This is a genomic window from Thermosipho ferrireducens (genome assembly GCF_017358165.1).
Lineage (GTDB): Bacteria > Thermotogota > Thermotogae > Thermotogales > Fervidobacteriaceae > Thermosipho_B > Thermosipho_B ferrireducens.
This window is the reverse complement of record NZ_CP071446.1, coordinates 1,786,753-1,811,861: the sequence shown is the minus strand read 5'-3', so window position 1 is coordinate 1,811,861 and position 25,109 is coordinate 1,786,753. Positions and strand designations below refer to the sequence as shown.

The 25,109-nt window shown below is 34.4% G+C and carries 20 protein-coding genes and 1 tRNA gene; 17 read left to right on the top strand and 4 right to left on the bottom strand.

The annotated features are described in order from the left end of the window. Positions 1 to 50 precede the first annotated feature (50 nt). Genes JYK00_RS08855 through JYK00_RS08810 form a run of 10 tightly spaced genes read left to right on the top strand, consistent with a single transcriptional unit; the run spans position 51 to position 13,484 of the window. Positions 51 to 851, top strand: coding sequence for a purine-nucleoside phosphorylase (locus tag JYK00_RS08855; protein ID WP_207566540.1), 801 nt, complete (start codon positions 51 to 53; stop codon positions 849 to 851). After that, complete coding sequence (locus JYK00_RS08850) at positions 851 to 1,855, top strand: DHH family phosphoesterase (RefSeq protein ID WP_323128245.1); 1,005 nt, start codon at positions 851 to 853, stop codon at positions 1,853 to 1,855. Before JYK00_RS08855 ends, JYK00_RS08850 begins: the two co-directional genes overlap by 1 nt. After that, positions 1,845 to 5,876 (top strand): GGDEF domain-containing protein, encoded by a 4,032-nt coding sequence (locus JYK00_RS08845; protein ID WP_207566539.1) that lies wholly within the window; start codon positions 1,845 to 1,847, stop codon positions 5,874 to 5,876. The genes JYK00_RS08850 and JYK00_RS08845 overlap by 11 nt, the downstream gene beginning before the upstream one ends. Further along, positions 5,860 to 6,750 carry a UDP-N-acetylmuramate dehydrogenase gene (gene murB, locus JYK00_RS08840; RefSeq protein ID WP_207566538.1) on the top strand — a complete coding sequence of 297 codons (891 nt, stop codon included), beginning with the start codon at positions 5,860 to 5,862 and terminating at the stop codon, positions 6,748 to 6,750. The genes JYK00_RS08845 and murB overlap by 17 nt, the downstream gene beginning before the upstream one ends. A gap of 14 nt (positions 6,751 to 6,764) precedes the next feature. Next, positions 6,765 to 8,102: an aminopeptidase gene (locus JYK00_RS08835; RefSeq protein ID WP_207566537.1), complete on the top strand. Its 1,338-nt coding sequence runs from the start codon at positions 6,765 to 6,767 to the stop codon at positions 8,100 to 8,102. Positions 8,103 to 8,106: 4 nt separating this feature from the next. Beyond that, positions 8,107 to 8,544, top strand: a complete 438-nt coding sequence (locus tag JYK00_RS08830) for a MarR family winged helix-turn-helix transcriptional regulator (protein WP_207566536.1) — start codon at positions 8,107 to 8,109, stop codon at positions 8,542 to 8,544. Continuing rightward, on the top strand, positions 8,541 to 9,923 hold the full coding sequence (locus JYK00_RS08825; protein WP_207566535.1) for a PEGA domain-containing protein: 1,383 nt from the start codon (positions 8,541 to 8,543) through the stop codon (positions 9,921 to 9,923). The genes JYK00_RS08830 and JYK00_RS08825 overlap by 4 nt, the downstream gene beginning before the upstream one ends. Continuing rightward, the gene (locus tag JYK00_RS08820) at positions 9,920 to 11,305 is read left to right on the top strand and encodes an S-layer homology domain-containing protein (RefSeq protein WP_207566534.1); all 1,386 of its coding nucleotides are present in this window, start codon (positions 9,920 to 9,922) and stop codon (positions 11,303 to 11,305) included. Before JYK00_RS08825 ends, JYK00_RS08820 begins: the two co-directional genes overlap by 4 nt. A 20-nt stretch (positions 11,306 to 11,325) precedes the next feature. After that, entirely contained in the window at positions 11,326 to 12,702 is a 1,377-nt protein-coding gene (locus JYK00_RS08815) for a DUF342 domain-containing protein (RefSeq protein WP_207566533.1), read from the top strand. Next, positions 12,699 to 13,484, top strand: coding sequence for a type I phosphomannose isomerase catalytic subunit (locus tag JYK00_RS08810; RefSeq protein WP_207566532.1), 786 nt, complete (start codon positions 12,699 to 12,701; stop codon positions 13,482 to 13,484). Before JYK00_RS08815 ends, JYK00_RS08810 begins: the two co-directional genes overlap by 4 nt. Here JYK00_RS08810 and JYK00_RS08805 read toward each other — a convergent pair. Then, complete coding sequence (locus JYK00_RS08805; protein ID WP_207566531.1) at positions 13,453 to 14,334, bottom strand: damage-control phosphatase ARMT1 family protein; 882 nt, start codon at positions 14,332 to 14,334, stop codon at positions 13,453 to 13,455. The two genes, JYK00_RS08810 and JYK00_RS08805, sit on opposite strands and share 32 nt — an antisense overlap. A gap of 1 nt (position 14,335) precedes the next feature. Continuing rightward, a complete protein-coding gene (locus tag JYK00_RS08800; protein WP_207566530.1) occupies positions 14,336 to 14,593 on the bottom strand; it encodes an acyl carrier protein in 258 nt (85 codons plus the stop codon). Positions 14,594 to 14,984: 391 nt separating this feature from the next. Between JYK00_RS08800 and JYK00_RS08795 the strand changes: the two genes are divergently transcribed. Together JYK00_RS08795 and JYK00_RS08790 are read left to right on the top strand one after the other, a co-directional pair. Beyond that, on the top strand, positions 14,985 to 17,543 hold the full coding sequence (locus tag JYK00_RS08795; protein ID WP_207566529.1) for an efflux RND transporter permease subunit: 2,559 nt from the start codon (positions 14,985 to 14,987) through the stop codon (positions 17,541 to 17,543). Between the two features lie 88 nt (positions 17,544 to 17,631). After that, positions 17,632 to 17,707: transfer RNA gene (locus tag JYK00_RS08790), tRNA-Ala, on the top strand. Positions 17,708 to 17,756: 49 nt separating this feature from the next. Here the strand turns inward: JYK00_RS08790 and JYK00_RS08785 are convergent. Continuing rightward, positions 17,757 to 18,659 carry a hydroxyacid dehydrogenase gene (locus JYK00_RS08785; protein WP_207566528.1) on the bottom strand — a complete coding sequence of 301 codons (903 nt, stop codon included), beginning with the start codon at positions 18,657 to 18,659 and terminating at the stop codon, positions 17,757 to 17,759. After that, positions 18,656 to 19,801, bottom strand: a complete 1,146-nt coding sequence (locus JYK00_RS08780; RefSeq protein WP_207566527.1) for a pyridoxal-phosphate-dependent aminotransferase family protein — start codon at positions 19,799 to 19,801, stop codon at positions 18,656 to 18,658. Before JYK00_RS08780 ends, JYK00_RS08785 begins: the two co-directional genes overlap by 4 nt. A gap of 364 nt (positions 19,802 to 20,165) precedes the next feature. Here JYK00_RS08780 and JYK00_RS08775 point away from each other — a divergent pair, with 364 nt between their 5' ends. Genes JYK00_RS08775 through JYK00_RS08755 form a run of 5 tightly spaced genes read left to right on the top strand, consistent with a single transcriptional unit; the run spans position 20,166 to position 25,095 of the window. Then, positions 20,166 to 21,401, top strand: coding sequence for an aminotransferase-like domain-containing protein (locus JYK00_RS08775; RefSeq protein ID WP_207566526.1), 1,236 nt, complete (start codon positions 20,166 to 20,168; stop codon positions 21,399 to 21,401). Beyond that, positions 21,402 to 22,475, top strand: a complete 1,074-nt coding sequence (gene buk, locus JYK00_RS08770; RefSeq protein ID WP_207566525.1) for a butyrate kinase — start codon at positions 21,402 to 21,404, stop codon at positions 22,473 to 22,475. Further along, positions 22,462 to 23,367 carry a phosphate butyryltransferase gene (locus JYK00_RS08765; RefSeq protein WP_207566524.1) on the top strand — a complete coding sequence of 302 codons (906 nt, stop codon included), beginning with the start codon at positions 22,462 to 22,464 and terminating at the stop codon, positions 23,365 to 23,367. Before buk (JYK00_RS08770) ends, JYK00_RS08765 begins: the two co-directional genes overlap by 14 nt. Then, positions 23,367 to 24,458, top strand: a complete 1,092-nt coding sequence (gene buk / locus JYK00_RS08760; protein ID WP_207566523.1) for a butyrate kinase — start codon at positions 23,367 to 23,369, stop codon at positions 24,456 to 24,458. The genes JYK00_RS08765 and buk (JYK00_RS08760) overlap by 1 nt, the downstream gene beginning before the upstream one ends. Further along, positions 24,451 to 25,095: a cobalamin biosynthesis protein CobQ gene (locus tag JYK00_RS08755; protein ID WP_207566522.1), complete on the top strand. Its 645-nt coding sequence runs from the start codon at positions 24,451 to 24,453 to the stop codon at positions 25,093 to 25,095. The genes buk (JYK00_RS08760) and JYK00_RS08755 overlap by 8 nt, the downstream gene beginning before the upstream one ends. The last annotated feature ends 14 nt before the right edge of the window (positions 25,096 to 25,109 follow it).

Below are 25,109 nucleotides of genomic sequence, written 5' to 3'. Positions count from 1 at the left end.
TTAATGGTTGTTATATGCTATAATTAATTGTATCAGAGGAGGTGCAAAAAGTGAAGGAAAGTATAGAACGTGCAAAGAAATATATTACTGAAAAGGTAGAAATAACGCCAGAAATTGGTCTTATTCTTGGCTCTGGGTTAGGATTTGTGGCCGATGATATTGAAAACGCAGTTTTACTCGAATATACTGAGATACCTGATTTTCCTCATTCAACAGCACCTGGCCATGAAGGAAAGCTTGTTTTTGGAAAATTAAAAGGGAAAAATGTTGTGGCATTGAAGGGGAGATTTCATCTTTATGAAGGGTGGAATCCGGAAACAATAAAGTTTGTAATATACGTGTTGAAATCTTTGGGTGTAAAAAAATTGCTTATTACCAATGCAGCGGGTGCAATAAACAAATCTTACAATCCTGGAGAGATTATAATAGTTAAAGATTTAATAAATTTTCAGTTTAAAAATCCTTTAAAGGGTCAAAATTTAGAAGAATACGGTCCAAGGTTTCCAGATATGTCATCTGCAGTGGATTTAGAATGGGCCAGCAAATTAAAGGAAAAAGTTAGGAAGTTAAGAGAAGGAGTTTACATAGCGGTCCTTGGTCCAAGCTATGAAACACCTGCTGAAATAAAGGCTTTTAGAAAACTTGGAGCTGATCTTGTTGGGATGTCAACTGTTCCAGAGGTTATTGTAGCAAATCATTGTGGCATAAAGTGCCTGGTTCTTTCATGTGTAACGAACATGGCGGCTGGAGTCCTTGAAACTCCTCTGTCTCATCAGGAGGTTATGGAAGTGGCAAAGAAGGTAAAAGAAGAGTTTTCGAAAATAGTTTTTCATGCTCTGGAGGTGCTTTAATGAACGCAATGAACGAGTTTTTAAATATTGTTGCTGAGATAAATAATGCGAAAAAAGTTCTCGTCCTTGGTCATATAATGCCAGATGGTGATGATATAAGTTCTGTTCTTTCACTTACTATGGGGCTTGAAAAGCTGGGCAAAGAAGTTGAAGCTGCTATAGACTGGAAAATTCAATCTTATTTTTATGAACTACCTGAAGTTCAGAAGATAAGAAATTTTGAACAGGTAAAAAATTATGATCCAGATTTAATTGTAATAGTCGATGCATCAAGTCCTGACAGAATAGGACAATTTGCACAATTGTTGGAAAAATATAAAGTAATAGTAATTGATCATCACGGGACAAATACGTATTTTGGAAATTTTAATTGGGTTGATACATCCTTTGGAGCTACCGCACAAATGGTTTTGAGGATAAATAAAGAGCTTGGTGTAAAATATAATGAGAGATTAGCACTTATAAATTTAATGGGAATCCAAACAGATACGGGTTTCTTTAGATATGCAAATGCTGATGAAAGGGTTTTTCTGGACGCAGCAGAACTTATAAAATTCGGTGCCAGCCCAAATGTAATTTCCAGAATGATCCTCGAGAACAAAAAAATAGAACAATTTAGATTGCTGGCTACCATGGTAGATCATTTGAAGATCGATTGTGATGGACTTCTGGCTTATTCCTATTTATCTTCCGAGGATTATGCTGCTAACAATTGTACTGAAGAAGATAGTGGAGGATTTGTCAGTGAAATTAGATCAATAAAAGGTGTGGAAGTTGCAATATTTCTTTCAGAATATAATCCAAATGAAGTTCACGTTAGTTTTCGTTCAAAAGAGTGGTTTGATGTGAGCAAAGTAGCGGTAGTTCTTGGAGGCGGGGGACATCCAAGAGCAGCGGGTTGTACAATAGAAGGAGATATAAAAGATATATTAGAAGAAGTTGTTAAGATTACTCGTGTAACTTTAAAGAGTGAAAGTTTAAGGGGGCGCAGTTTTGGAAATTAAAAAACTTATAAGAGAAACCTATACGGGGGAAGAATACCTTGCAGAAGAAAACGGGAAGCTTAAAAGGATAAAAATATTGAAAGAAGGTATTATTACAAACACAAGAAAACTTGGTATATATTTTAAGCTTTTAAAAAGGATAGAGGGAGTTTTAACTCCCGAAAGTTATTCATTTGATGAAAGAATTACCCTAGTTTTTCCATATAGTGAAGAAAAAGAATTTAATGTGGACGAATATGATGTGAACGTGCGAAATTTTTATGCTACACGGCTTTTTCAGATTGCAAGGGAAGCATATCATGTTCCGAAGTTATATTTTGCTGTTTTATCACTTGATGATCTATTAATAACTAAGGAGAACATTTATCTTCTTCCGCCGTTGTGGATGAATTATGATATTTTGCCGGAAGAAAGCGAGAGCATATTTGTTGCACCAGAGGCAAAAAGAGAGAAAAAAGTTATAGAGAGTTCCACGCTTTATGTTTTGGGGAAAGCTATTGAAGCGTTAAGGCCAGGTGATGAAATACTGACTCTTGTAAAGAGATTAACTCACGAAAATCCTGAGAAGAGAACAATACATTTTAATATGCCTTTTTCTGTAAATTCTTTTTTAAAAAAATCATTTGTACTTCCTACGATAAAGAGATTTGAAGAAAATAAGATCATTGATATAGTGTGCAATAAATCTGGTATAAAGTTTGTTGGTGTGGTAGGACCACAAAGAATAGGGAAAACGACGCTTCTTGATTCAATTCAATCAACTTTGATACAAAAAGGAAAAACTGTCATCAGGCCTCAAAATGGTGAAGATTTGATATTGCAAATTCTTCAGGTAAGCTCAGACAAACTGGATGAAGGAAGCCTTATGGAACTCATGGGATGTTTGAATAGATCGTGCAAAATTGATACTATCTCCCCTCTAATAGGAGCGGCTATGGAAAGTCTGGAAAGCGTTGTTATAATGGTAGATGATTATCAGGAAATTTATGAGAATTTTAAAGCGTTACTTTTAAGTCTGAAAAGTCTGAGTTATAAGGGGAAGCATACCATCCTTGCGTTTTCCACAAAGGAGTTTGAGGATTTTGATTACGTGATAAATTTAGAACCTTTTGATAAAAATAGAGTTTTAGAGCTGGTGAACAACACGTTTCCGAAGCTAGATAACCCCAGTCCACTTGCATCTTATATATACAGGCTTTCCAAGGGATTTCCCGGATTGATTAGCGAAATATTAAGAATATTAGTTGATAGAGAAATTATTAGGAAAAATGTAGAGGATGGTAGCTGGACGTATGATGCTGATGCGCTTTCCCAGATAACTTTGGAACAATTTTCAATGGAAGTTTTTGATTTAGATGAAGAATTGAAGGAATGTTTAAAGTATATTTCAATTCTTGGACAGAAATTTTCTTACGATGATCTTGAAAGCCTTAAAAGTATAACAAACTGTAATATTACTCATGCGTTGATGGAAGCTCAAAAATACGGTTTGATATATAAAGAATATGAGCGATTTCGTTTTACACTGAATCAGTACTGGGAAGAACTTTATAATTTGATTCCTGAAAATTTGAGAAAAAAGTTGCATTTGAAGATAGCAGAAAGCGCTTTAAATTTTACAAAAAAGGGCTCCGTGTATTTAAGACAGGCCTGGCATTACAAAATGGCTGGGGAATTTCTAAAAGCACTTGTTATATATTTAAAGGTTATAAAAGATGGAATAAATAAATACTTTTCGCCGAGTTTTTTGCATAAATTAATAAATGAAGCCGAAGAATTGGTTCCAGAGGGCAAAATTTCTTATATGCTTGTTAGAATGAAAGTAGAAATTTATTATAGAATGGATAAAAGAATAGATTTTGAAGTTCCAGAAGGCGAAATTTTTGAATACTGGCGACTTGGGGCGAAGTTCGTGAATTATCAATATAGAGAAATTATTGAGACGTTTGAAAAGAATCCTGAGAAACTTAAAGGGTTAGGACCTATAGGAACTTTAAGAAGGCTTCTTTTGTATTACACTGCAAAAGTAAATTCAGGATGTATGTCTGAAGTTCAGGTTCACAAAGTGCAGGAGATTATTGAAAATTTAAATCCTAAGATTGAAACAACAGCAGATGTCCTTGCAAGGGCCTACATACTTCTTTCAAGATTGGTAAGTGATCGAGACGTTTCTATAAGTATGGATTATCTTGAAAAAGCAAAAAATGTGGCAATGAAATGGAACTTGCAACATTTGCTGCCAATGATTTATAACAATATAGCAGTTCAAATGAACAATTTAACATTGGCTATTAACTTTCTGGAGAAATCTATAACTTCCGCTGAGGAAGCAGGACTGCCCAATCGTTCATTGATGGCCAAGCTGAATAAAGTTCATTTTCTTCTTTATATGGGGAAGATTCAAGAATTTTTCGATCAACTTTCTCGATTGAGAAAATTATTAGAGTTAAAAGAGATGAAAAGAGAACTTGGATATTCTTATTTGTTAGAGGGGTATTACCATGCATACAACGGAGAGTACAAAGAAGGTCTTGAGGACCTGGAAAAAGCAAAAGAGATTTACGATACTCTTGGCGATGAACAGCCATATTTAAGGACGTTAATTTTTCTTAATTTATTTTCAGGACGTATTAAAGATGCAAAGCAAATATTGTTAGATAACAGGGATAATGTTTCGCTAAAAACAATGGGATTTGATAAGTTTTCAAAAATGATCCTTGCCCAAGATGATGCTCAATTTAAAAAAGCGTGGTTGGAATTCAGAGATTCAAATTATTTTTTGTGGCGTGAAGAAACATTTGCACTATTTGGTAAGAGAATCGCAAAAGTTGATCCGGAGGGTTTCAAAGAGCAGTTGAAAATGTTTGAGAGTGATTATTCTTCTCAGGATTTAAAACTTCCGTTAGCTCTTATATATGAAGGATATAGTTATTATTACAGGGAAGTGGGAAAAGAATACAGGGTACAAAGTTATCTTTCAAAAGCATATTCTTTATATAAAGAAATAGGTTTGGAAAATGCTGCGAAGCGTCTGGGGGAGCTGTATCCGGAGATAACAGAACAATGGAACAAAGTTTTAGAGTATAGTAAATTAGCCAGAAATTCTAAGTTTAGTAAAAGTATAAAAGAATTTTTCGAACGTGCGCAGTTCAGTTATTCGGTATTAGAAGGAATGAAAGCATTAGATCCATTGCTGGAACCAGGTTACATTATAAATTATTTTGCAGGTAAAATTTTGGAATATTTACCAGCTGAAGAAGTGTATATATTTGCTGAAGATAAAAGAATCGAACGTGATTTTCATTTCAGCAACGTAGAGGGTAAAATTCCTGATAAAGACATAGTTAATTCTAACCCTCTTGAAATTTTCATTACTGACGAAATAGATAGGTATCTTAGTTATGGAATCTATGTCTCTAATAAATCGTTAAAACTTTCCAAAGATGAAATGACGAAATTTCTTAGTTTACTTGAAATAGTAGAGTATGGATTAATAGCTATGTTAAAAGGTGCTTTTGCGCGTTTGAGAAGCCTTTCAGATCCACTTACCCTTCTCTTTACAAGGTATTATATAATAGAAAAATTGAACTCTGAGTTTGAAATGGCAAAAAGGTTTAATACTCCGCTTTCTGTGATAATGGCTGATATTGATCACTTTAAAAAAATAAACGACAGTTATGGACACCTGTTAGGTGACGAAGTTTTAAAAGAGATAGCAAAGGTTTTAAAAAACAATGTACGTTCACAGGATGTTGTTGGAAGATATGGGGGAGAGGAATTCATAATAATTTTACCTCATACAAATGTTAGAAGTGCAAAAGACATAGCTGAGAGAATAAGGGAAAAAATAGCGTCAATAAATAAATTTCCTGAGAAGGTAACAATGAGTTTTGGAGTCGCAGGATATCCAAACGTAAAGGTAGAAAAAGTGGAAGAACTTGTCAGATATGCTGATGATGCACTATACAGAGCTAAAGCACTTGGAAGGAATAGGGTGATACAGTTTGGAGAAAGTTCTTGAGAGGTTGATGCAATCAGGTATTGATGTGTATATTAATGAACCTCTAAGATGTCATACAAGTTTTAGAATAGGCGGGCCTGCAAAATATTATGTTGTTCCGTATACAGTTGAAGGATTAATTGAAACTCTGAATATTTTAAAAAGAATAATTCCAGTAAAAATTTTAGGACGAGGTACGAATGTTTTACCATCTGATGAAAGCATGGAATTAGCAGTAGTAAGCACCGAAAAGTTAAATAAAATTTCAATAGAGGGTAATTTTATAACATGCGAAGGTGGAGTTCCTTTAAAAAAACTTTGTCTGGTTGCCAAAGAAGCGTCGCTATCTGGACTGGAAAGAGCCTTTGGAATACCAGGAAGCGTTGGTGGAGCGATTTTTATGAACGCTGGAGCGTTTGGCTGGGAAATAGCAGAAACTCTGGTATCTGTGAGAATATATGATGGGAATAAGTTCGTGGATTTAAAAAAAGAAGAAATGCAATTTGGCTATAGGACAAGCATTTTCAAGAAAAGAAGGGATTTTTTAATATTGAGCGCTACTTTTAAATTAATAGAGGGAGATAGAAGAAATATAGAAAATGAAATGGTAAAAATAATGAAAAAAAGATATGAAAAACAGCCCTTAGAAATTCCAAGCGCTGGAAGTATATTTAAGAGACCTAAACCGGATTTTTACGTTGGAAGTACTTTAGAAAAACTTGGTTTTAAAGGTTTTAGAGTGGGTGATGCAAAAGTTTCTGAAAAGCACGCTGGTTTTATAGTAAATTGCGGGAATGCTAAAGCAGAAGATGTTAAAAAACTTATAAATATTATAAAAGAGAGGGTAAAAAAAGAGTATAATATTGTTCTTGAAACAGAAGTTGAAATCTGGTGAAAGGAGTGAAATAGGTGAATTTATGGCGTGAAAGAGATTTAGTTGAGATTGAAAAATTCAGCAAAGATTATAGAAACTTTATAGACACAGCGCTTACTGAGAGACTCGCGATAGACTTTTATAAAACTTTTCTGGAGATTCATGGATTTATAAGTTTGGACAATTACACTGGCAAGGAAGAAAAAGTGTATTATGTAAATCAAAATAAATCTTTAATTGCAGCGCGAATAGTTGGAGAACTAAAAGATGGGGTTAATATTGTTGCCGCTCATGTGGATGCTCCAAGGATAGATTTAAAGCCTAACCCTCTGTATGAAGATGAAAAGCTGGCTTTTTTCAAAACACATTATTATGGGGGGGTTAAACTTTATCAGTGGTACAATATTCCACTTGCAATTGTGGGAGTGGTTGTGAAAGAAGATGGAACAAAAGTTGATATAAAAATAGGATTAGAAGAGAATGATCCAATATTTGTAATTCCGGATCTTTTACCACACCTTGATCGTAAAGATGATAAAATAAGCGAAAAGTTTCAGGGAGAAAAATTAAATCTTCTGGTAGGTTCTATTCCTCTGGAAAAAGAGGAAAAAGAATCTGTTAAGAAAAATATTTTGAAAATTTTAAAAGAAAAGTATGATATTGAGGAAGAAGATTTTGTTAGTGCTGACCTTGAACTTGTACCTGCGTTTAAGTCACGGGAAGTAGGATTGGATAGAAGTTTTATAGGAGCATACGGTCATGACGATAGAATATGTTCTTTTGAAGCGATTAGAGCTTTAGTAGACGCGGAGAATTTGGAGAAATCTGCAGCAGTTATATTGTTTGATCGCGAAGAAATAGGAAGCGAAGGAAATTCTGGAGCTAAAGCCCGTTTTTATAAGCTATTTTTTAGAAGAATTTTAAAAATAAGTGGTGAGACAGATACAGAATATGCGTTTGATATTATGATTGAAAATTCGTTTGTTGTTTCAGCTGATGTTGCTGCGGTAATTAATCCAACCTTTAAAGATGTCCATGATAAATATAATGCCCCGGTAGTTGGTGGTGGTGTTACGCTTGTTAAGTACACAGGAGTTCGCGGAAAAGCAGGAGCAAGTGAAGCAGATGCAGAGGTTGTTGCTCACGTGAGAAAGGTATTGAACGAGGCGGGGATTAAATGGCAGGTTGGAACACTTGGAAAGATAGGAATAGGAGGCGGCGGAACGGTTGCAAAATTTTTGGCCCAGGAAGGTTTTAAAGTTATTGACATGGGGCCTGGTTTGATGAGTATGCATTCGCCATTTGAAATAGTATCAAAAGTGGATTTATACGAGAGTTATCTTGCATACAAAGAACTTCTTTCTAAGAGGTGATAGCGTGGCAAAAAATTTAGAAAAGATACTTAGAGAAATATGTTTCAAAATAAAAGTAAAAGGCCGAGAGGTATTGAAAGATTATCCTATTACACCTGCGCAATTTGATTTAATGCAAAATATATATTTTAAAGGGCCAAAAACCATGAGCGAACTCAGTAAAGCTCTTGGTATAGCCAAAAGTACAACTACCGGTCTTGTTTTCAGGCTGGAAAAAGATGGTTTTTTAACAAAAACTCGTATGGAAAAAGACAAAAGAATACATTTAGTTACTCTCACAAACCGTGGTGAGCAAATTATAGAGAAAGTAATTGAAAAAAGGATTATTTTTGTTAATAAGGTTATAGAGAATATGCCACAGAAATTTGGCGAAGAACTTACAGAAATGTTAAAAGAGTTTGGAAAAGCAATAGATAAGCTTTTAAGTGGTGACGATAAATGAAAAAAGCGGTGTTATTTTTACTCTTTTTAAGTTCCATTTTTATTGCTGGAACACTGGTTGTAATATCGGAGCCTGGCGCCCTTGTTTACTGGAATGAAAATTTAGTTGAAAAGATACCTGAAACTGGAAAACTTGTTATTGAAAATCTGGAGTATCCTGGCCTATTAAAAATAGTAAAGCCAGGATATGCTCCCTTTGAAACTTCTGTAGCAACAGATGGAGTTGTGAACGCCAGTCTTGTGTTACCGGCTTATCTTGCATTGAATACTATTCCATCAAGAGCGAAGGTTTATATAAATGGGAGTTTTTTAGGTGAAACTCCAGGGGTATTTGAGGTTAGTAGCGGAGAACTTATTCTGGAAATACAAAAAGAGGGTTATTTGAAAAAAAAGATGAGACTGAATTTAAAACCTTCCGAATTAAGAAAGATAGAAGTTACGTTAAAAAATAAGGTGACACTTATTTTAAAAAGCTCAAACAATATAAAAGCTTTGTTCAATAATAAAATAATTGATATTCCAGCAAAACTTGAAGTTGAGCCAGGGAGTTATACGTTGAAGATTCTTGAAACCTTTTATGCATCACCAGTTCAGGTTATACATGTGCCTGAGGAGGAAATTTATACCTATAATGTTAATGAAACGCAGTATTCGCATTTATTAATTTACGGATATCCGGAAAATGCCGTTGTTACAGTGAATGCAATTACTAAAAATGCGCCGGCGGAATTTGTACTTCTTCCAGGGACGTATACGATAAAAGTATCAAGTGATGGTTATAAAGAAATTGAAGAATCTCTTGAGATACAGAAAGGTGTTCAAACTTATAGTTATAATTTGCGAACAGCCGTTTTCTCAAAGATTAACAATAACATACAAATTTATCTTGATGGTGTGCCTGTAAGCAGCAAGAAAGTTCCGCAGAGACTTTATTTTACAAGGGTTGTATCAGAAAAGGGCCAGTGGTATGGGTTTACAGATGGTTCTATAGAAGAATATCCTGAGTCTTTAAGTGTTGTTGTCATGCAGGATGGTTATGTTGAATACAAGGGATTTAGGTTTAAAACACCTGCGTTGTTAAATGTTGAATCTGGTGAAAGTATAAGAGTTTTGAGCGATAAAGAAGAGAAGACTTTAACCATATTGAATAACATTGTTTTTGATGATAGTGATAAGTGTGCTGTCAATTTTTACGCTAACGGAAGATTTGAAGTTTATGTGGATGGGAAATTAATAGGAAGAACTCCAATATATATTTATCCTTTATCTTCTGGCAAACACAAGGTAGAATTTTATTATGGTGGAAGAGTTGTATCATCCAGAGAAGTAGTAATACAACAGGGAGTAATAAACGAGGTGTATGGAGGGGATTATAAATGAAAAAAATTTTAGTGTTTCTGTTTATTCTGACATTGGTAAGTGTATTTGCAGCTGAAGTTAGCATATCGGACCTTTCCCCGCTTGTTCCTGAGTATAAAGCGGTACAATTTTTAGTGGAGAGTCGTATTATGGAACTTGATGAAAATGGTAATTTTAAACCATCACTTCTCATCACGAAACTCGATGTTGCCAGGTATTTATATACAATTATTCAGAATTTCAATCTTCTTGCAATAAAGAATATAGAAAAAAGAATTGCTTCTATAGATGATGATATAAATCTCAATAAAAGTCTTATTTCAGGCGTGGATGAAAGATTGAGTAGAGTTGAACAACAGCAAAAAAATATGCTAAATGATTTATTACGTGTTGAAAAGTTTATGTCATCTGCGTCTGATGTGGTTCTAAAAGTGAATCAGATAGAAAGTATGCTCACGGCTATACTGGAAAAAAATAGTTATATTGAAAGTCAGATCAAAAATCAAAACATTGTTGAACTTTCAAAAAAAGTTGGTTTTATAGAAAATGAATTGAAATCTAAGTACGTAACACTTGATGATTTAAATTCTATATCTCTGGAACTTACAAGACTTTCTGAAGCTTATAGCGCACAATTTAGAAGCTTGGATGAAAGATTGAAGAAAGTAGAAGATCTGGGAGATTTAAGCAAGAGAATAAGTATCCTTGAAAAAGAAACAAACGAATTAAAAACAAATTTTCTTGAAGAACAGGCAAAGAATATGTCTTATATAAGTGATATAAACAAAAAAATAGAGAACCTTCCTGCAGAAGTGTCAACGTTAAATGAGAGGATAGCCGAAGTTTCAACAAGATTAGCGTTAGTTGAAAAGCTTTACACTTCTTTGAAAAACATAAAACCTTCACAGTTATCATATGTTAGTAAGATACCAGATCTGGAAAGTAAAGTTGATGAATTAGAGACAATGCTTTCAAACTTGCAGGCTATTTCCGGGGATCTCGATATATTGAGGAAAAAATTGGAGGGAATAGATGTTCTTACAGTTCGAAATGTTGTTAATAAATTCGCAATCATTGAAAACAGGTACGACCAGATAGAATCCAGAACGCAATTTTTGGAAAAAAAGATATATGATATTGATGCTATAAAAAATCAAATAAATGAACTAAATGCCCGTTTGTCTACATTCGAAAGTAGCGGAATTGGTGTTGAGAAACTCAGTACTCTGGTTGATGATGTTGAGCAATTAAAATCGTTTGATAAAAAAGTTGAAAATACTTTTGACGTAGTTACGGAAAAAATGACGAATTTAAGTGATGATATAAAAACATTGTGGACGTTAACTATTATTTCTGGAATAGCTGCTATTTCCGCTATTATATTAGTTTGGGTTAAACAATAAAATTTTTAGTAGGTGAGAGAATGATAATAGATGTGCAGATTTCCCAGGATAGAATGAGTGCAAGTGTTATGCTAAGAAAAACCAGGGATGACGATAAAGTTACTCCAAAAGAAATATATGAAGCTTTGTCAGAAAAAGGAGTTGTTTATGGGATAGATAAAAATGCTATTGTTAGGCTTTGCGAGTTTCCAGAATACGAAGTTCCTATAAAAGTAGCGGAAGGTACACCACCACATGATGGAAAAGATGGAAGGGTAGAATTTGAGGATTTCCATTCAGAAAATGTGGTAACTGATAAAAAGGTAAATTTTCGTGAGTTTCTGACACATAAAAGAATAATAGTAAAGCCAGGTCAGAGGATAGCTACTATTATTCCTCCAACCCCTGGTGAAGCCGGGAAAAATGTACTTGGTGAAGATGTTCCACCTACTCCAGGCAAAGAGGCTGAAATTAAATTAGGAAGCAATGTGGTGTTGTCTGATGATGGTAAAATTATCACTTCAAAGATAGAAGGAATGTTACGGGTTGACAAAGAAGAAAATTTTATAGATGTAGACGAAACTCTCGAAGTGGAGGGTAATGTTGATTATTCAACCGGCAATATAGATTTCCCTGGTACAGTTGTGATAAAAGGTGATGTGAGGCCGGGGTTTGTTGTGAGAGCAAAAAGTAATATAAACATAGAGGGTGTTGTGGAAGCTGCTACAGTCATTTCTCTGGAAGGAAACGTGACAATTTTTGGCGTGAAAGCACGTGAAAAAGGGTTAATAAAAGCCAGTGGTGATGTTTTTGTAAATTATGCGGAAGGGGCGAATATTGAAGCGAGAAATCTTTATTTTACTGATCAACTTTCAAACTGTCACGTGAAAGTAACAGGGAGTATAATTTCTAAAGATGGAAAGGGAGTTGTTGTGGGAGGAGAGTATATAGCTGGTCTTACGATAGAAGTTGATGAAATAGGCTCTGAAATAGCTGTTTCAACTCACGTGGAAGTAGGGATTCCTCCATATATTATTGAAGAAATGAGATTGTTGAAAACACAAATAGCATTAGACAAATCAAACGTGGAGAAGTTGTTAAAGGTTGTAAAGCAGTATAAAAAACTGAAAGAAGCTAAAGTAGATATTCCCGAAGATAAGATGAAACTTTTTTCAAAATCTGCTTCCACTTTAATAGCAGTTCGAGAGCAACTGGAAAAAAATATTAAGAGGTTGCATGAAATAGAAGAGATTATTACCAATACCAAAAGTAATGCGAAAATTGTGGCGAGAAAAATTATTCATCCAGGTGTAGAAGTGGTGGTTCAAAATTTGAAACATTATATAAACGTGGCTTTGAAAAAGGCCGTTTTAAAGTTAGAAAACAACAAAATAGTAGTGGGAGGGTACAAAGAATGAATCCTGCGCCGTTTTTTCGAAGAATGGTATGGGGTAATCCTGAAATTAATAATATTTTTGGATTGGACGGCGAACCAGTAGGTGAAATATGGCTCGTTTCAGGTCATCCACTTTTTACAACGATTTTAGAAGGAGAGAGTATTAACAAGAAAAGCCAGGAGATTCTGGGGAAAAAATTTTCTCGATTTCCGCTTCTGGTTAAATTAATATCTACTTCTTCCTGGCTTTCTGTGCAGGTACATCCAGATGATGAGTATGCAAAAGCAGTAGAAAATGAACCGTGGGGAAAAACTGAGGCATGGTATTTTTTAACAGATGGAAATATCGCAATATGTGAAGATCCATCGCTTATCCCTGAAGCAATTTCAAATAATACTTGGAGCAAGGCGTTGCGAATAGAAAAGATAAAAGCAGGAACTTTTGTATATATACCCGCAGGTACAATTCACGCTCTTGGTCCAAATTCAACTGTTATTGAAGTTCAACAGTCCTCAGACTTGACTTATAGAATATACGATTGGGGAAGACCCAGAGAAACGCATATTGACAAAGCACTGGAAGTATCAAAGCCTGTGAGATTTGAAGATTTAATAAAACATAAGATTTCTTCAAAATATTTTGAGATGTATTCGGTAGAAAATAGTGACGTTCAAGGATTCTCAATAACTGTTCCAAAAAATATTACAAAGGATTACTCTGCAAAGATAATACCTGTTAATGCTAAAAGCAAAGTCACAAACTCAATAGTAATCAGGCTTGGGGAATTCTTCTGGAGTTTATAAACAGCTTTGTTCCTTTAGGGACTCCAATGTAATTTGCTACTACTTCACATTTTGCAACAAGTGCAAAATAAAGATTTTCTCTTTTTTCATCTGAAAGTCCCTCAAAATTTCCCTGGCCTTTTGCGATTACAATGTCATAGTCAAAAAAAGCTCTCCGAAAACTATCGGAAGCTTTTTCGACAGTTGTTCCAGCAGTTTTTAATTCTGTATTTATTATTTCAGCAACACTGTTGATACCTGAATAAATTGCGTCATCAACAGTCGCGTCATTTATTATAGGAGCTCCTTTAACAGCTACAGCAATGTAGAGCTCTGGGTTAGTTTGTTTCATTATTTCAATAAAAAATTTATCGAACACAATTTCACCTGCATTGTCAGCTACATAAAGGAGCGTGGAAGAATCTAAGAGCCTTTCTTTAAATTCTTCTATGTCTTCCATACCAAAAGGTTCGTTCCATAATTCTAAAACCCTTGTAATTAATTTTTCGTGGTTCTCTTTGAAAGTTCCAAAATCAATAAGGTTACCTGTCACAGCAAGTTTTGCAGCTTCATACAAAGGATCAGCAGAATCTAAAATCTCATCTTCTAAGATTTCAACAGCTCTGGAAGCAATTTTGTTAGATAGTTCCTTTTCCTTTTTGTAAATATCATTTATACCTATGTATTCCTCTAATTTCGTATATAAAATTTCAGCAATCTCTATAGGTTTCAACCCGTATTTTGTGTTTGATAAATCTTGGAGAATCCTTTGCATTAAAACCCACTTTTCTTCTTCACTATGTATGAATTTATCTAAAACACGTTGTGCCTGCTCTACATGGCAGAGCAAGCACCGTGCTTTTGAAAGCATATTATTCCTCCTCTTTTTCTTTGAGCTTGTTTTCAATTATATCAATTACGTCTGATACGGAAACTATTTGTTCGAGCTCATCATCTTCTATCCTGATGCCAAACTCATCTTCTAAAATCATGATCAAGTCAACCACATCTAAAGAATCCGCTCCAAGATCATCGATTATATTCGAACTTTCATCAATTTCTTCAATAGGAATATCAAGTTTTTCCGCAAGTACTCTGCTAATTTGTCTGAGTAATTCTTCCCTTTCCATGCTATGACCTCCTTTAGAGTTTTATTTGTATCATTTTACATTAAACACTAAAATCTAATATTGTCAAGAGATGCTAACTGGAAAATTTGTTATAAATCTCTTTTATAAAAGATGTTATTAAAACTTTTTTTAATATAATACCATATAAGCGGGGATTTGAAAAAATAGTGGTAAGTTTGTCCTTCGTTGAGCAAAAAAAGAAAAAATGACGTAATTAGCGAAATGTATCCTGTTGCTTGAATTTGACATTAAAAACTGTACATAAGGTAAATATTAATAATTTTGAAATAATAAGAAATTTTGTATTAATTTGTAAGTAACAGGAAAAGGTTAAAATATAAATACCCCCCATATAGGGGGATAAATAATCTGATTTGGAAGGAGAGGACTTATGAAAAATAAAAATTTGTTCAATTTTATTATTAAGAATCGAATTTTGATTATCGTCATTTCAATATTTCTTACGATATTTTTTGGTTTTGTTTCTTTGAAAACCAAAATAGATATGGGGACGTATAATCTTTTACCTGGAAATGATCCTGAAGTACAAAAATTTGAGCAGATTGCGAAAAATTTTGGTGGATTTGATAATTTGATAATAAGCGTAAGTGGGAAAAATAATCAGAGGATGGAAATGGCAGTCGAAGAAATAGTAAACATAGTGAAAAATTTAAACAAATATGTCAAAGATGTAGATTATAAATTTCCTCTGACTTTTATAAAAAGCAATTTCCTGTTGTATTTGAGCGAGGATACATTTGATCATATCACCAAAATAATTGAAGATAATACAGAGCTGTTAGCTTTATCTAAGGACAGAAATGTTATATCAAAAATGTTGCTATACACAGTTTTAAAAAATAAATTTGATAAAGAAGTTATAGATTTTACATATGATTATTTAATCAATGGGAAGTTTGCAGGTAACGAAATAGAGAAAAATTTAGCAATGCTTAACAGCGAGTATTATTATAATAATATGCGAAATAACATTCTTATACTTTTAAGACCAACCAACGCAGAACATAATATGATTTTCTTCGAAAAAATGGTAAAAACAGTTGAGAATGCTTTAAAACCTGTGATTCAAAGATATTCAGATTTAAGTATTGGAATTACAGGTACGGCAAAGGTAATGCAGGAGCAACAGGAAAATTTAAATTCCAAATTATCCATAATCTCTTTGATGGCGTTGGTTATAATATTTTTCCTTTTTTTAATCTGGTTTAAAAAAATTTCCGCTCCATTTTATATTGTTATTCCGGTTTTACTTGCTATAATATGGACACTTGGAATAAATTATCTGGTGATAGGCAGATTGAATATAGTTACAAGTATATTTGCTGTTATGCTGCTTGGACTTGGAGTGGATTTTTCTCTACATTTTTTAACAAAATTTTATTATGAAATAAACGCTGGAAAAGATGTATTGGAAAGCATTAGAAAAGTATTTGAACACACTTTGCCAGGAATTTCAGCAGGAGCGATTACAACAGCTGTATCTTTTTATATTTTAATGTTCTCAAAATTCAAAGGATTGTATGAACTTGGCTTTATTGCTGGAACTGGCATTTTAATGTGTTTGTTAGCTGTAATGTTTTTGTTACCTTCGATATTGTATTATACAAAACCTAAAACAGAAAAAATCAGGTCGAATACGAATTTTGTTAAGAAGTACAGTAATTTTCTTTTAAACAACAAATTTTTAATAATGGTTATAATGTTTGTTGTAATATTTTTCCCGTTTTTTAATGGATTTGAAATTAAATTTAATTATAACGCATTTGATTTATTACCAGATATTCCTTCTGTTAGAATGCAAAATAAATTAAAAGAAGAATACGATAATTCTTTTGAATATAATATATTGAGAGCGTTTTCTATTGAAGAAGCAAGAAAACAATACGAAGCATTGAAAAACACGGATATTTATGCGACAATTGATTCTCCTGTATTGTTAGTGCCTGAGAATCAGGATAAAAAATTAGAGGTATTAAAAAAACTTTATAAAAAATACATTAATGCAAAACCACCGAAGCTGGCAAATGTTCCGCTGAAAATAGAAATTTCTATATTACTTAATCAGCTTGATAATCCGGCTTTAAAACAAAAATATTCTCCAGATACATTGAGTAAAATAAAGTCAATACTTGTTTATCTTAAAGGATTAAATAACAAAGAGTTAGAACAGCTTCAGGAGAAACTTGATACAGTCCTGAGCATGATAATAGAAAGTATGAGAAACAGTGTAGGTAAAGGGAAAATAACTCTTGAAACTCTTCCAGATTATGTTAAAAAGAAATATGTGGGAAAGGATGGTTCAATAGCAACATTTGTTTTTGTTAAAAGAAACATGTGGGATGAAGCGTCTATGAAAAAGATTTATAGAGTTCTAAAAAATATAGATGATGATGTTTCAGGAACAACATTTGTATGGATTAAGCTGCTTGATTATATCAGAAGTGATTTACTTCAAAGTACTATGATGGTATTATTAGCACTTGTTATAATAGTGGTTATACATTTTAAAGATTTAAAGCTGGCTCTTCTATCTTTAGTACCGGTAGTTCTGGGAACGTTATGGCTTTTGGGATTTATGAGTTTATTTGATATAAGATTTAATATTGCAAATATTGTTGCGATTCCTCTTATATTAGGGATAGGAATTGATGATGGAATTCACATGTTGCATAGTTACATATCGAATCGGAAAAATAGTATTATTCCAATGTTAGAGCAATCTGGAAAAGCAGTTATTATTACTTCGCTGACAAGCATGATTGGATTTGGCCTTCTTTATTTTGTCAAAGATCCATTAGTTTCTCAGCTTGGAGTTTTGTTGTTTTTTGGTATTTTATTTTGTCTGATAACATCCATAGTAATTCTTCCGATCTTTCTAAAATTGTTTGGAAAAAAGGTTGTTGAAAAGGTTTTTGATGCAAAAGTTTAACATAGAAGTTAAAATGTGACTTCTTATATTAATTTTGGTGGTATTGACGTGAGGATAAAGATATGATAAATTATGAAATGTGTTGTCTGGGGCCGTAGCTCAGCTGGGAGAGCGCTACCTTCGCACGGTAGAGGCCGTGGGTTCAAATCCCATCGGCTCCACCAGAAAAGCCCTCCATTACGGAGGGCTTTTAGTTTTGGAGAATATGCAAGTTTACAATTCCTGGAGAATTTTATCTACTATTATTTGTCCAACTCTTAACTGTGCTTCTTTTGTTGAAGCACCAATATGAGGGGTTGCTACTACATTTGGCAGGGAAAGGAGTTTTCTTCTTAATTCATCTTCAGGAGGTTCTACTTCAAAAACGTCAAGGCCTGCAGCATAAACTTTTCCTGAAACAAGTGCTTCGTACAGCGCTTCTTCGTCTAAAACTCCGCCACGAGCGGCATTTATGATAATCACACCGTCTTTCATTTTGTCTATAGCTTCTTTGTTAATAAGATGTTTGGTTTCAGAAGTCAAAGGAACATGGACGGTTATAATGTCTGCTTCTCTGTAAATTGTGTCTAAATCTACTAATTTTACGTCAAGATCAGTTTCTTTAATGAATGGATCATAAGCAAGTACGTTCATCTCAAATGCCAGCAATCTTTTGGCTACTTCCTTGCCTATATTACCAAATCCAATAATTCCGACTGTTCTTTTGTAGAGTTCATGTCCTTTAAGTTCTTTTTTAGTCCATTTGTTGTTTTTTAAATCTGCAGTACCTCTTGCTATGTGTCTGGAACAGGCGATCATAAATCCTATTACAAGTTCAGCCACAGAAATGCCATTTGCGCCGGGAGTATTTAGTACTTTGATTCCTTTAGATTTAGCAGCCTCTACATCAACGTTATCGAGACCTGTACCAGCTCTTGCAATAATTTTTAATTTTGTTCCAGCGTTTATAACATCTGCAGTAACTTTTGTGGCACTTCTTACAACTAACACGTCTATATCCGGGATTTCTTTTATAAGTTCTTCTTTTGCCAGATGTTCTTCGGTTACTATATGTCCAGAGTTTTTAAGCTTTTCCATCGCACTCTTATCAAGGGGATCGTTTACGTGAATTCTCATTGTTGGCCAACCTCCTTGAACAGCACCTCCTGTGCTGCCTTCACACCTTTTCCAAACTCTACTTTATATCCTAATTCATTGAGAACAAACTCAAGTGCAGCTATTCCAGTGATAGTATCAAAGATACTTAAGTAACCAAGAGTTGATATTCTAAATATTTTTCCTTTAACATGTGCCTGTCCACCTGCTATGGTAACACCGTATTTATCTCTCATTATTTTTGTTAATTTTTTACCATCTATTCCCTCAGGAACTTTAACTGCCGTTGCAACATTTCCAGGACGTTTGGAAAAGAGTTCAAGTCCAAGAGCCTTTACTGCACTTCTTGTGGCATCTGCAAGAACTCTATGTCTTTCCCATATATTTTCAATTCCCTCATCTTTTACCAGCTTTATAGCTTTTCTTAACATGTAAATAAGATTAACTCCTGGAGTCCAGGGGTTGTCCGGATAGGATTTTCTGTAAGCTTTCAAATTAAAGTAGTATTTTGAATTTTTAGATTGTTCTACAAGCTTCCAGGCTTTTTCGTTGAGAGTTATTAAGGCAAGCCCGGGTGGTAACATTAAGCCTTTCTGTGAACCTGTTACTACCACATCTATTCCCCATTCATCGGTTTTTAAAGGTTCTGCAAGGAGAGCACTAACGGCGTCTGTAACCAGAACAACATCTGTATTTCTGGTTACTTTAGCGATGCCTTCAAGATCTATAACTGTTCCTGTGGAAGTTTCACTGTAAGTTGTGAATACTACTTTAGCGTCTGGATTATCTTCGATAGCTTTTTTAATTTGTTCTGGAGTTACGGCTTCCCCCCATTCAAGTTTTATAGATACAACATTAACATTATATGCCTCAGCAATTTCTCTCCATCTTTCCCCAAATTTTCCAGCTTCAACAATAATAGCTTTGTCACCGGGGCTTAAAAGATTTGCTACAGCAGCTTCTAATGCGCCAGTTCCTGAAGAAAGAAAAGCAAAGACGTTGTTTTTTGTCTGGAACAAATATTTTGCCTCTTCAAGTGTTTCTTCCAGAATGCTTACAAATTGAGGAGTTCTATGATGAATTGTTTCGCGGGCTCCTTCCAGAAGTACGTCAAATGGTACAGGTGTTGGTCCTGGTGATAACAAATAGTTCTTTTTGATCATGTTTTCTCCACCTCCTGAGTATAAGTTTATACATTTAAAATTTTAAGGCAAAGCGTAAAAATACAAAACAATCTTAGCGTAAAATAAATGACAATAAAGACAGTTAATTAGAAGTATGTTAGCTATTTCTCACGTTTTTAAAGATTATCATGTTTCATATTATATTGTACAATTAAGTTGAAATAATTAAAAGTATTTTGATTTGCATATTTTTGCATGCAATTCATTGCAAAATGCATTTTTTTGCATAGTGGCAAAAAGGTGAGTTTTTGCAAGTTAAGATGGGATTATAAAAAAATATATGTTTGGCATGAAATTGCTATAATTAAAAGTGGAACGCAAAAATATTCTGGAGGTGATGTTTGTGGATTTTGAGACTAAGTATTCAAAATTGGGAAATAGTTTACAATCTTCGCTAATCAGAGAACTTTTAAAATACGCCTCTGTTCCAAATGCTATATCTTTTGGTGGTGGAGTGCCTGATCCAGAAACATTCCCAAGAAAAGAATTATCGCAAATAGCATCAGAGATAATAGAAAAAGAGTATGCTTACGTTTTGCAGTACAGTACAACTGAAGGCGATCCGGAGCTTGCCAATCAAATTATTGCTATGCTGGAACGAATTTATGGTATATCAAATCTTAGCGAGAACAACATAATGTTCACTACTGGTTCTCAAGAAGCTCTGGAACTTGCGGGGAAAATTTTTCTGGATGAAGAAAGTATAGCTATTGTTGAAGATCCTTTTTATCTTGGGGCAGCGAGTGCTTTTAAAATGAGATTTCCTAAATTTGTAACAATTCCTCTGGAAGATGATGGAATGAATGTTGATGTATTGGAGAAAGAGCTTAAAAGTCTGGATGAAAAAGGTCTTATTAAAAAGGTGAAGTTTATTTACGTGATACCAAACTTTCATAATCCTGCTGGTGTAACTCTTTCTTATGAAAAGAGAAAAAGAATAATTGAACTTGCTGAAAGGTATGATTTACCTATAATTGAAGATGATCCTTATGGATTATTAAGATTTGAAGGAGAACCGTTAGATCCTATTTTTAAAATGGCTGGACCGGAAAGAGTAATTTTACTCAACACGTTTAGCAAAATTTTGGCCCCTGGTTTGAGAATAGGTGTTGTAATTGGTTCTGAACAAGTTGTAAGAAAATTTGTTTTAGCCAAACAGGGAACGGACCTGTGTAGTTCTGCTCTGACGCAAAGATTAGCAGCGAGGTACTTTGAAAGATACGATATTCTTCAACAAATAACACCTACGATTAAACTGTATAAATCTAAAAAAGATACTATGATGCAGGCCTTTGAGGAATATTTTGGTGATATAAAAGGAATAAAATGGGTGAAACCTGAAGGTGGACTGTTTACCTGGGTAACGTTGCCAGAGGGTTTTGATACTATGGAAATGTTTGAGATAGCAAAGCAAAAGCTGGTTTTCTATATACCCGGACAACCATTTACTCCAGACAATAAAGTTTCTCCTTCTATGCGCATGTCTTTCTGCTTACCACCTCATGAAAAAATTGTAGAAGGAGTAAAAAGATTAAGGGATACCATCCTGGAATATGGTAAAACCAAGGGGTTGATATAAGTGTTGATACTGGTTATAAATCCTGGGTCTACCAGTACAAAAGTGGCCATATTTGATGGTGACAAAAAAATCGTCCAGAAGAGTTTGCGTCATGATATAAAAGAGCTTGAAAAATTTGACGATATTATGGAGCAGGAAGAGTTGAGAAAAAAAGCAATAATAGATTTTGTTAAAGAAGAAGGCTATGATATAGCAGATTTTTCAGCTATAGCATGCCGTGGGGGAATTCTTCCCCCGTTGCAAAGTGGTACTTATGAAGTAACAGCAGAGATGGTCGATTATTTGAAATTTAAAACACCAGTAAAACATGCCTCTAATCTGGCAGCGGTAATTGGTTATTCTATTTCAAACGGAAGTATACCGGTGTTTATTACTGATCCTGTTTCAGTAGATGAAATGGTAGAAGAGGCTCGACTTTCAGGAATACCAGAAATAAGCAGAAGAAGCCTTGCACATGCTTTGAATATAAAGGCAGTTGCAAGAGAGGTTGCAAAAGAACTTGGAAAAAAGTACGAAGATTTGAATATGGTAATAGCCCATTTAGGGGGAGGTATATCCGTTACTGCGCATGAAAAGGGAAAAATGATAGATGTAAATAACGCTAACGATGAAGGGCCTTTTAGTCCAGAAAGGACGGGAGAGTTACCTGTAGGTGATGTTATTAGATTGTGCTTTTCTGGAAAGTTTACTAGAAATGAGATTAAGAAAATGTTTGTTGGAAAAGGTGGAGTCGTAGCTTATCTTGGAACCAATAATATGCAGGAAGCTATTGAAATGGCAAAAAAGGATGAGAAAGCAAAACTTGTAGTGGATGCTATGGCTTACCAGATTGCTAAAGAAATAGGAGGAATGTGTTCAGTTTTAAAAGGTAAAGTTGATGCTATAGTGATTACTGGAGGTATAGCACATAACACAAAGTTTGTTGAGAAAATAAAATGCTATGTTTACAAATTTGCTCCGGTGTTTAACGTGCCAGGAGAGTTTGAAATGGAAGCTCTTGCAAAAGGCGCATTACGCGTATTAAAAGGTGAAGAAACAGCAAAAAAATGGGGTGAAATGTATGAAACAGCTTAGAGAACTTTTAGAAAAGGCGAAGAACTCGGGGCCAAAAACAGTTGCCGTTGCTGTTGCTGAGGATGACGTGGTTTTGAATGCAATTGAATCTGCAAGAAAAGAAGGTATAATAAATGGAATTTTGGTAGGTACCAGAAGTAAAATAATTCAGTTAGCAGAGAAAAATGGGATAGATCTTGGCAAATATGAAATTTTAGATGAACCTGTTGAGTCTAAGGCGGCGGATGCTGCAGTAAGACTTGTAGCTGAAGGTAAGGCAGATTTCTTGATGAAAGGAAAAATAAAAACAGGAGACTTAATGAGAGTGGTTTTAAAAGAAGAGTATGGGTTGAGAACCGGGAAAACATTGTCACTTGTGAGTATATTTGAAATTCCAAATTATCATAAACTTTTAGTCGTGTCTGATGCTGGAATGACAATAGCACCGGAACTTAAGCAGAAAGTCGATATTATTAATAATGCAGTATTGGTCTCCAGAAAAGCAATTGGTATTGACCTTCCTAAAGTGGCTGTCCTTGGAGCGGTTGAAATAGTGAACCCTAAAATGCCGGCAACAATTGAAGCTGCGATACTTACCAAGATGAATCAAAGAGGACAGATAAAAGGCTGTGTAGTTGATGGACCATTTGCTTTAGATAATGCAGTATCTATTGAGGCAGCCAGACATAAAGGAATAGAGAGTCCAGTTGCTGGAGATGCTGATGTATTGATAATGCCAGATATAGAAGCAGGAAATATATTCTACAAGGCAATGGTATTTTTATCAGGCGCAAAAGTGGCTTCTACTATTATAGGTGCAAAAGTTCCGGTAGCGTTAACTTCAAGGGCTGATTCTGATGAAGCTAAATTGTTGTCTCTTGCACTAACAAATTTAATGGTAGGTGGTTCTTGATGTTTAAAATTCTTGTAATAAATCCAGGTTCCACAAGCACAAAATTAGCTATTTTTGAAGAAGAAAGACAGATAGCGAGTGAAACTTTACGACATAAAGCTGAAGAATTAGAACCATTTGAGAAACTTATAGATCAATATGAGTTTCGATTTGAAGCCATTCAGAGTTTTTTGGGAAAAATGGGTTATAGTTTTGCAGATTTTGATGCTGTTGTTGGACGTGGAGGTCTTGTCCGGCCTATTTCAAGTGGGACTTATGAGGTTGATGAGTTAATGGTAAATGAATTGAAAGAGGGTAAATACGGAGAACATGCATCTAATTTGGGTGCTGTAATAGCGTATGAAATAGCAAGGAAATATGATATACCAGCTTTTATTGTTGATCCAGTTGTTGTAGATGAGATGGAGCCAATTGCCAGGATTACAGGGCATCCTCTTTTTGAGAGAAAGTCTATTTTTCACGCTCTTAATCAGAAGGCAGTTGCAAGAAAGGCAGCGGAAGATCTTGGAAAAAAATACGAGGATTTAAATTTAATAGTTGTTCATATGGGAGGCGGCATATCAATAGGAGCTCATAAACGGGGTAAAGTCGTAGATGTGAATAATGCACTTGATGGTGATGGACCATTTACTCCTGAGAGAAGTGGAACATTGCCTCTTACGCAAATAATTGATATGTGTTTTTCGGGAAAATATTCTTATGAAGAAATAAGAAAAAGAATAAAAGGTAAAGGTGGTCTGGTAGGTTATCTTGGGACCAACAATGCACAGGAAGTTCAAAACGCTATAAGAAAAGGTGATAAGAAAGCTTTGCTTGTTTATAAAGCAATGGTATATCAAATAGCAAAATGGATTGGGAAAATGGCAGCGGTGTTGAAGGGAGAAGTTGACGCAATAATTCTTACTGGTGGATTGGCTTATGATGAAGAATTTGTAGTTGCCTGGTTAAAAGATTATGTGAGTTTTATAGCTCCAGTGCTTGTCTACCCTGGTGGCGATGAAGAAAAAGCGCTTGCCTTGGGTGCCCTTAGAGTATTAAAGGGATTTGAAAAGGCAAAAAAATATGCAAAAGAGGTGCAAGATTGTGACTAAAAATTTTGTTTTTGTAGGATTGTTTGGGAGTGGAAAGACTGAAGTAGCTATTAACTATGCTTTGTTTTTAAGAGAAACATATGAAAAAGTAGCTATAGCTGATGTTGATACAATATCTCCTTATTTTAGAACAAGAGATGTGGTTGACGAGTTAGAAAATTCTGGAGTTAAAGTGATAACACCTCCAGGTGCGTTGAAGTATGCTGATCTTCCAATAGTTACAGGAGCTGTCGCCGGATATCTTAGTAATCCTGATTATAAAACTGTATTGGATGTTGGTGGCGAGGAAAATGGTATTGTTGTTGTGGGATATTTGAAACCATATTTGGAAAATGCGGAAATTTCTTTAGTAATAAATACTAAAAGACCTTTTACGTCAACCGTGGATGGAATTGTAAAAACATATGAACAACTTAGCAAAGTAGCAAACATAAAAATTAGTTATTTGATAAATAACACCAATCTTTCTTATGAAACAACTTCTGATGTTGTACTTGAAGGTGAAGATATTATAGCGAAGGCTTCAGAGATATTAAATATTCCTGTAAAATTTTCTGTTGTTCCTGATTTTGTTAAGACGTGTGAATGTCGCTTCCCGGTATTCAAAATTAAACGATTCATGAAGATGGAATTATAGTGTTGATAAGGAGG

Excerpts from the sequence above, each read along its gene's own strand:
- buk (WP_207566523.1), top strand. The coding sequence starts at position 23,367 with ATGTTTAAAATTCTTGTAATAAATCCAGGTTCCACAAGCACAAAATTA.
- JYK00_RS08820 (WP_207566534.1), top strand. The coding sequence starts at position 9,920 with ATGAAAAAAATTTTAGTGTTTCTGTTTATTCTGACATTGGTAAGTGTA.
- JYK00_RS08780 (WP_207566527.1), bottom strand. The coding sequence starts at position 19,801 with ATGATCAAAAAGAACTATTTGTTATCACCAGGACCAACACCTGTACCA.
- JYK00_RS08785 (WP_207566528.1), bottom strand. The coding sequence starts at position 18,659 with ATGAGAATTCACGTAAACGATCCCCTTGATAAGAGTGCGATGGAAAAG.
- JYK00_RS08800 (WP_207566530.1), bottom strand. The coding sequence starts at position 14,593 with ATGGAAAGGGAAGAATTACTCAGACAAATTAGCAGAGTACTTGCGGAA.
- JYK00_RS08795 (WP_207566529.1), top strand. The coding sequence starts at position 14,985 with ATGAAAAATAAAAATTTGTTCAATTTTATTATTAAGAATCGAATTTTG.
- JYK00_RS08810 (WP_207566532.1), top strand. The coding sequence starts at position 12,699 with ATGAATCCTGCGCCGTTTTTTCGAAGAATGGTATGGGGTAATCCTGAA.
- JYK00_RS08805 (WP_207566531.1), bottom strand. The coding sequence starts at position 14,334 with ATGCTTTCAAAAGCACGGTGCTTGCTCTGCCATGTAGAGCAGGCACAA.
- JYK00_RS08850 (WP_323128245.1), top strand. The coding sequence starts at position 851 with ATGAACGCAATGAACGAGTTTTTAAATATTGTTGCTGAGATAAATAAT.
- JYK00_RS08825 (WP_207566535.1), top strand. The coding sequence starts at position 8,541 with ATGAAAAAAGCGGTGTTATTTTTACTCTTTTTAAGTTCCATTTTTATT.
- JYK00_RS08765 (WP_207566524.1), top strand. The coding sequence starts at position 22,462 with ATGAAACAGCTTAGAGAACTTTTAGAAAAGGCGAAGAACTCGGGGCCA.
- JYK00_RS08815 (WP_207566533.1), top strand. The coding sequence starts at position 11,326 with ATGATAATAGATGTGCAGATTTCCCAGGATAGAATGAGTGCAAGTGTT.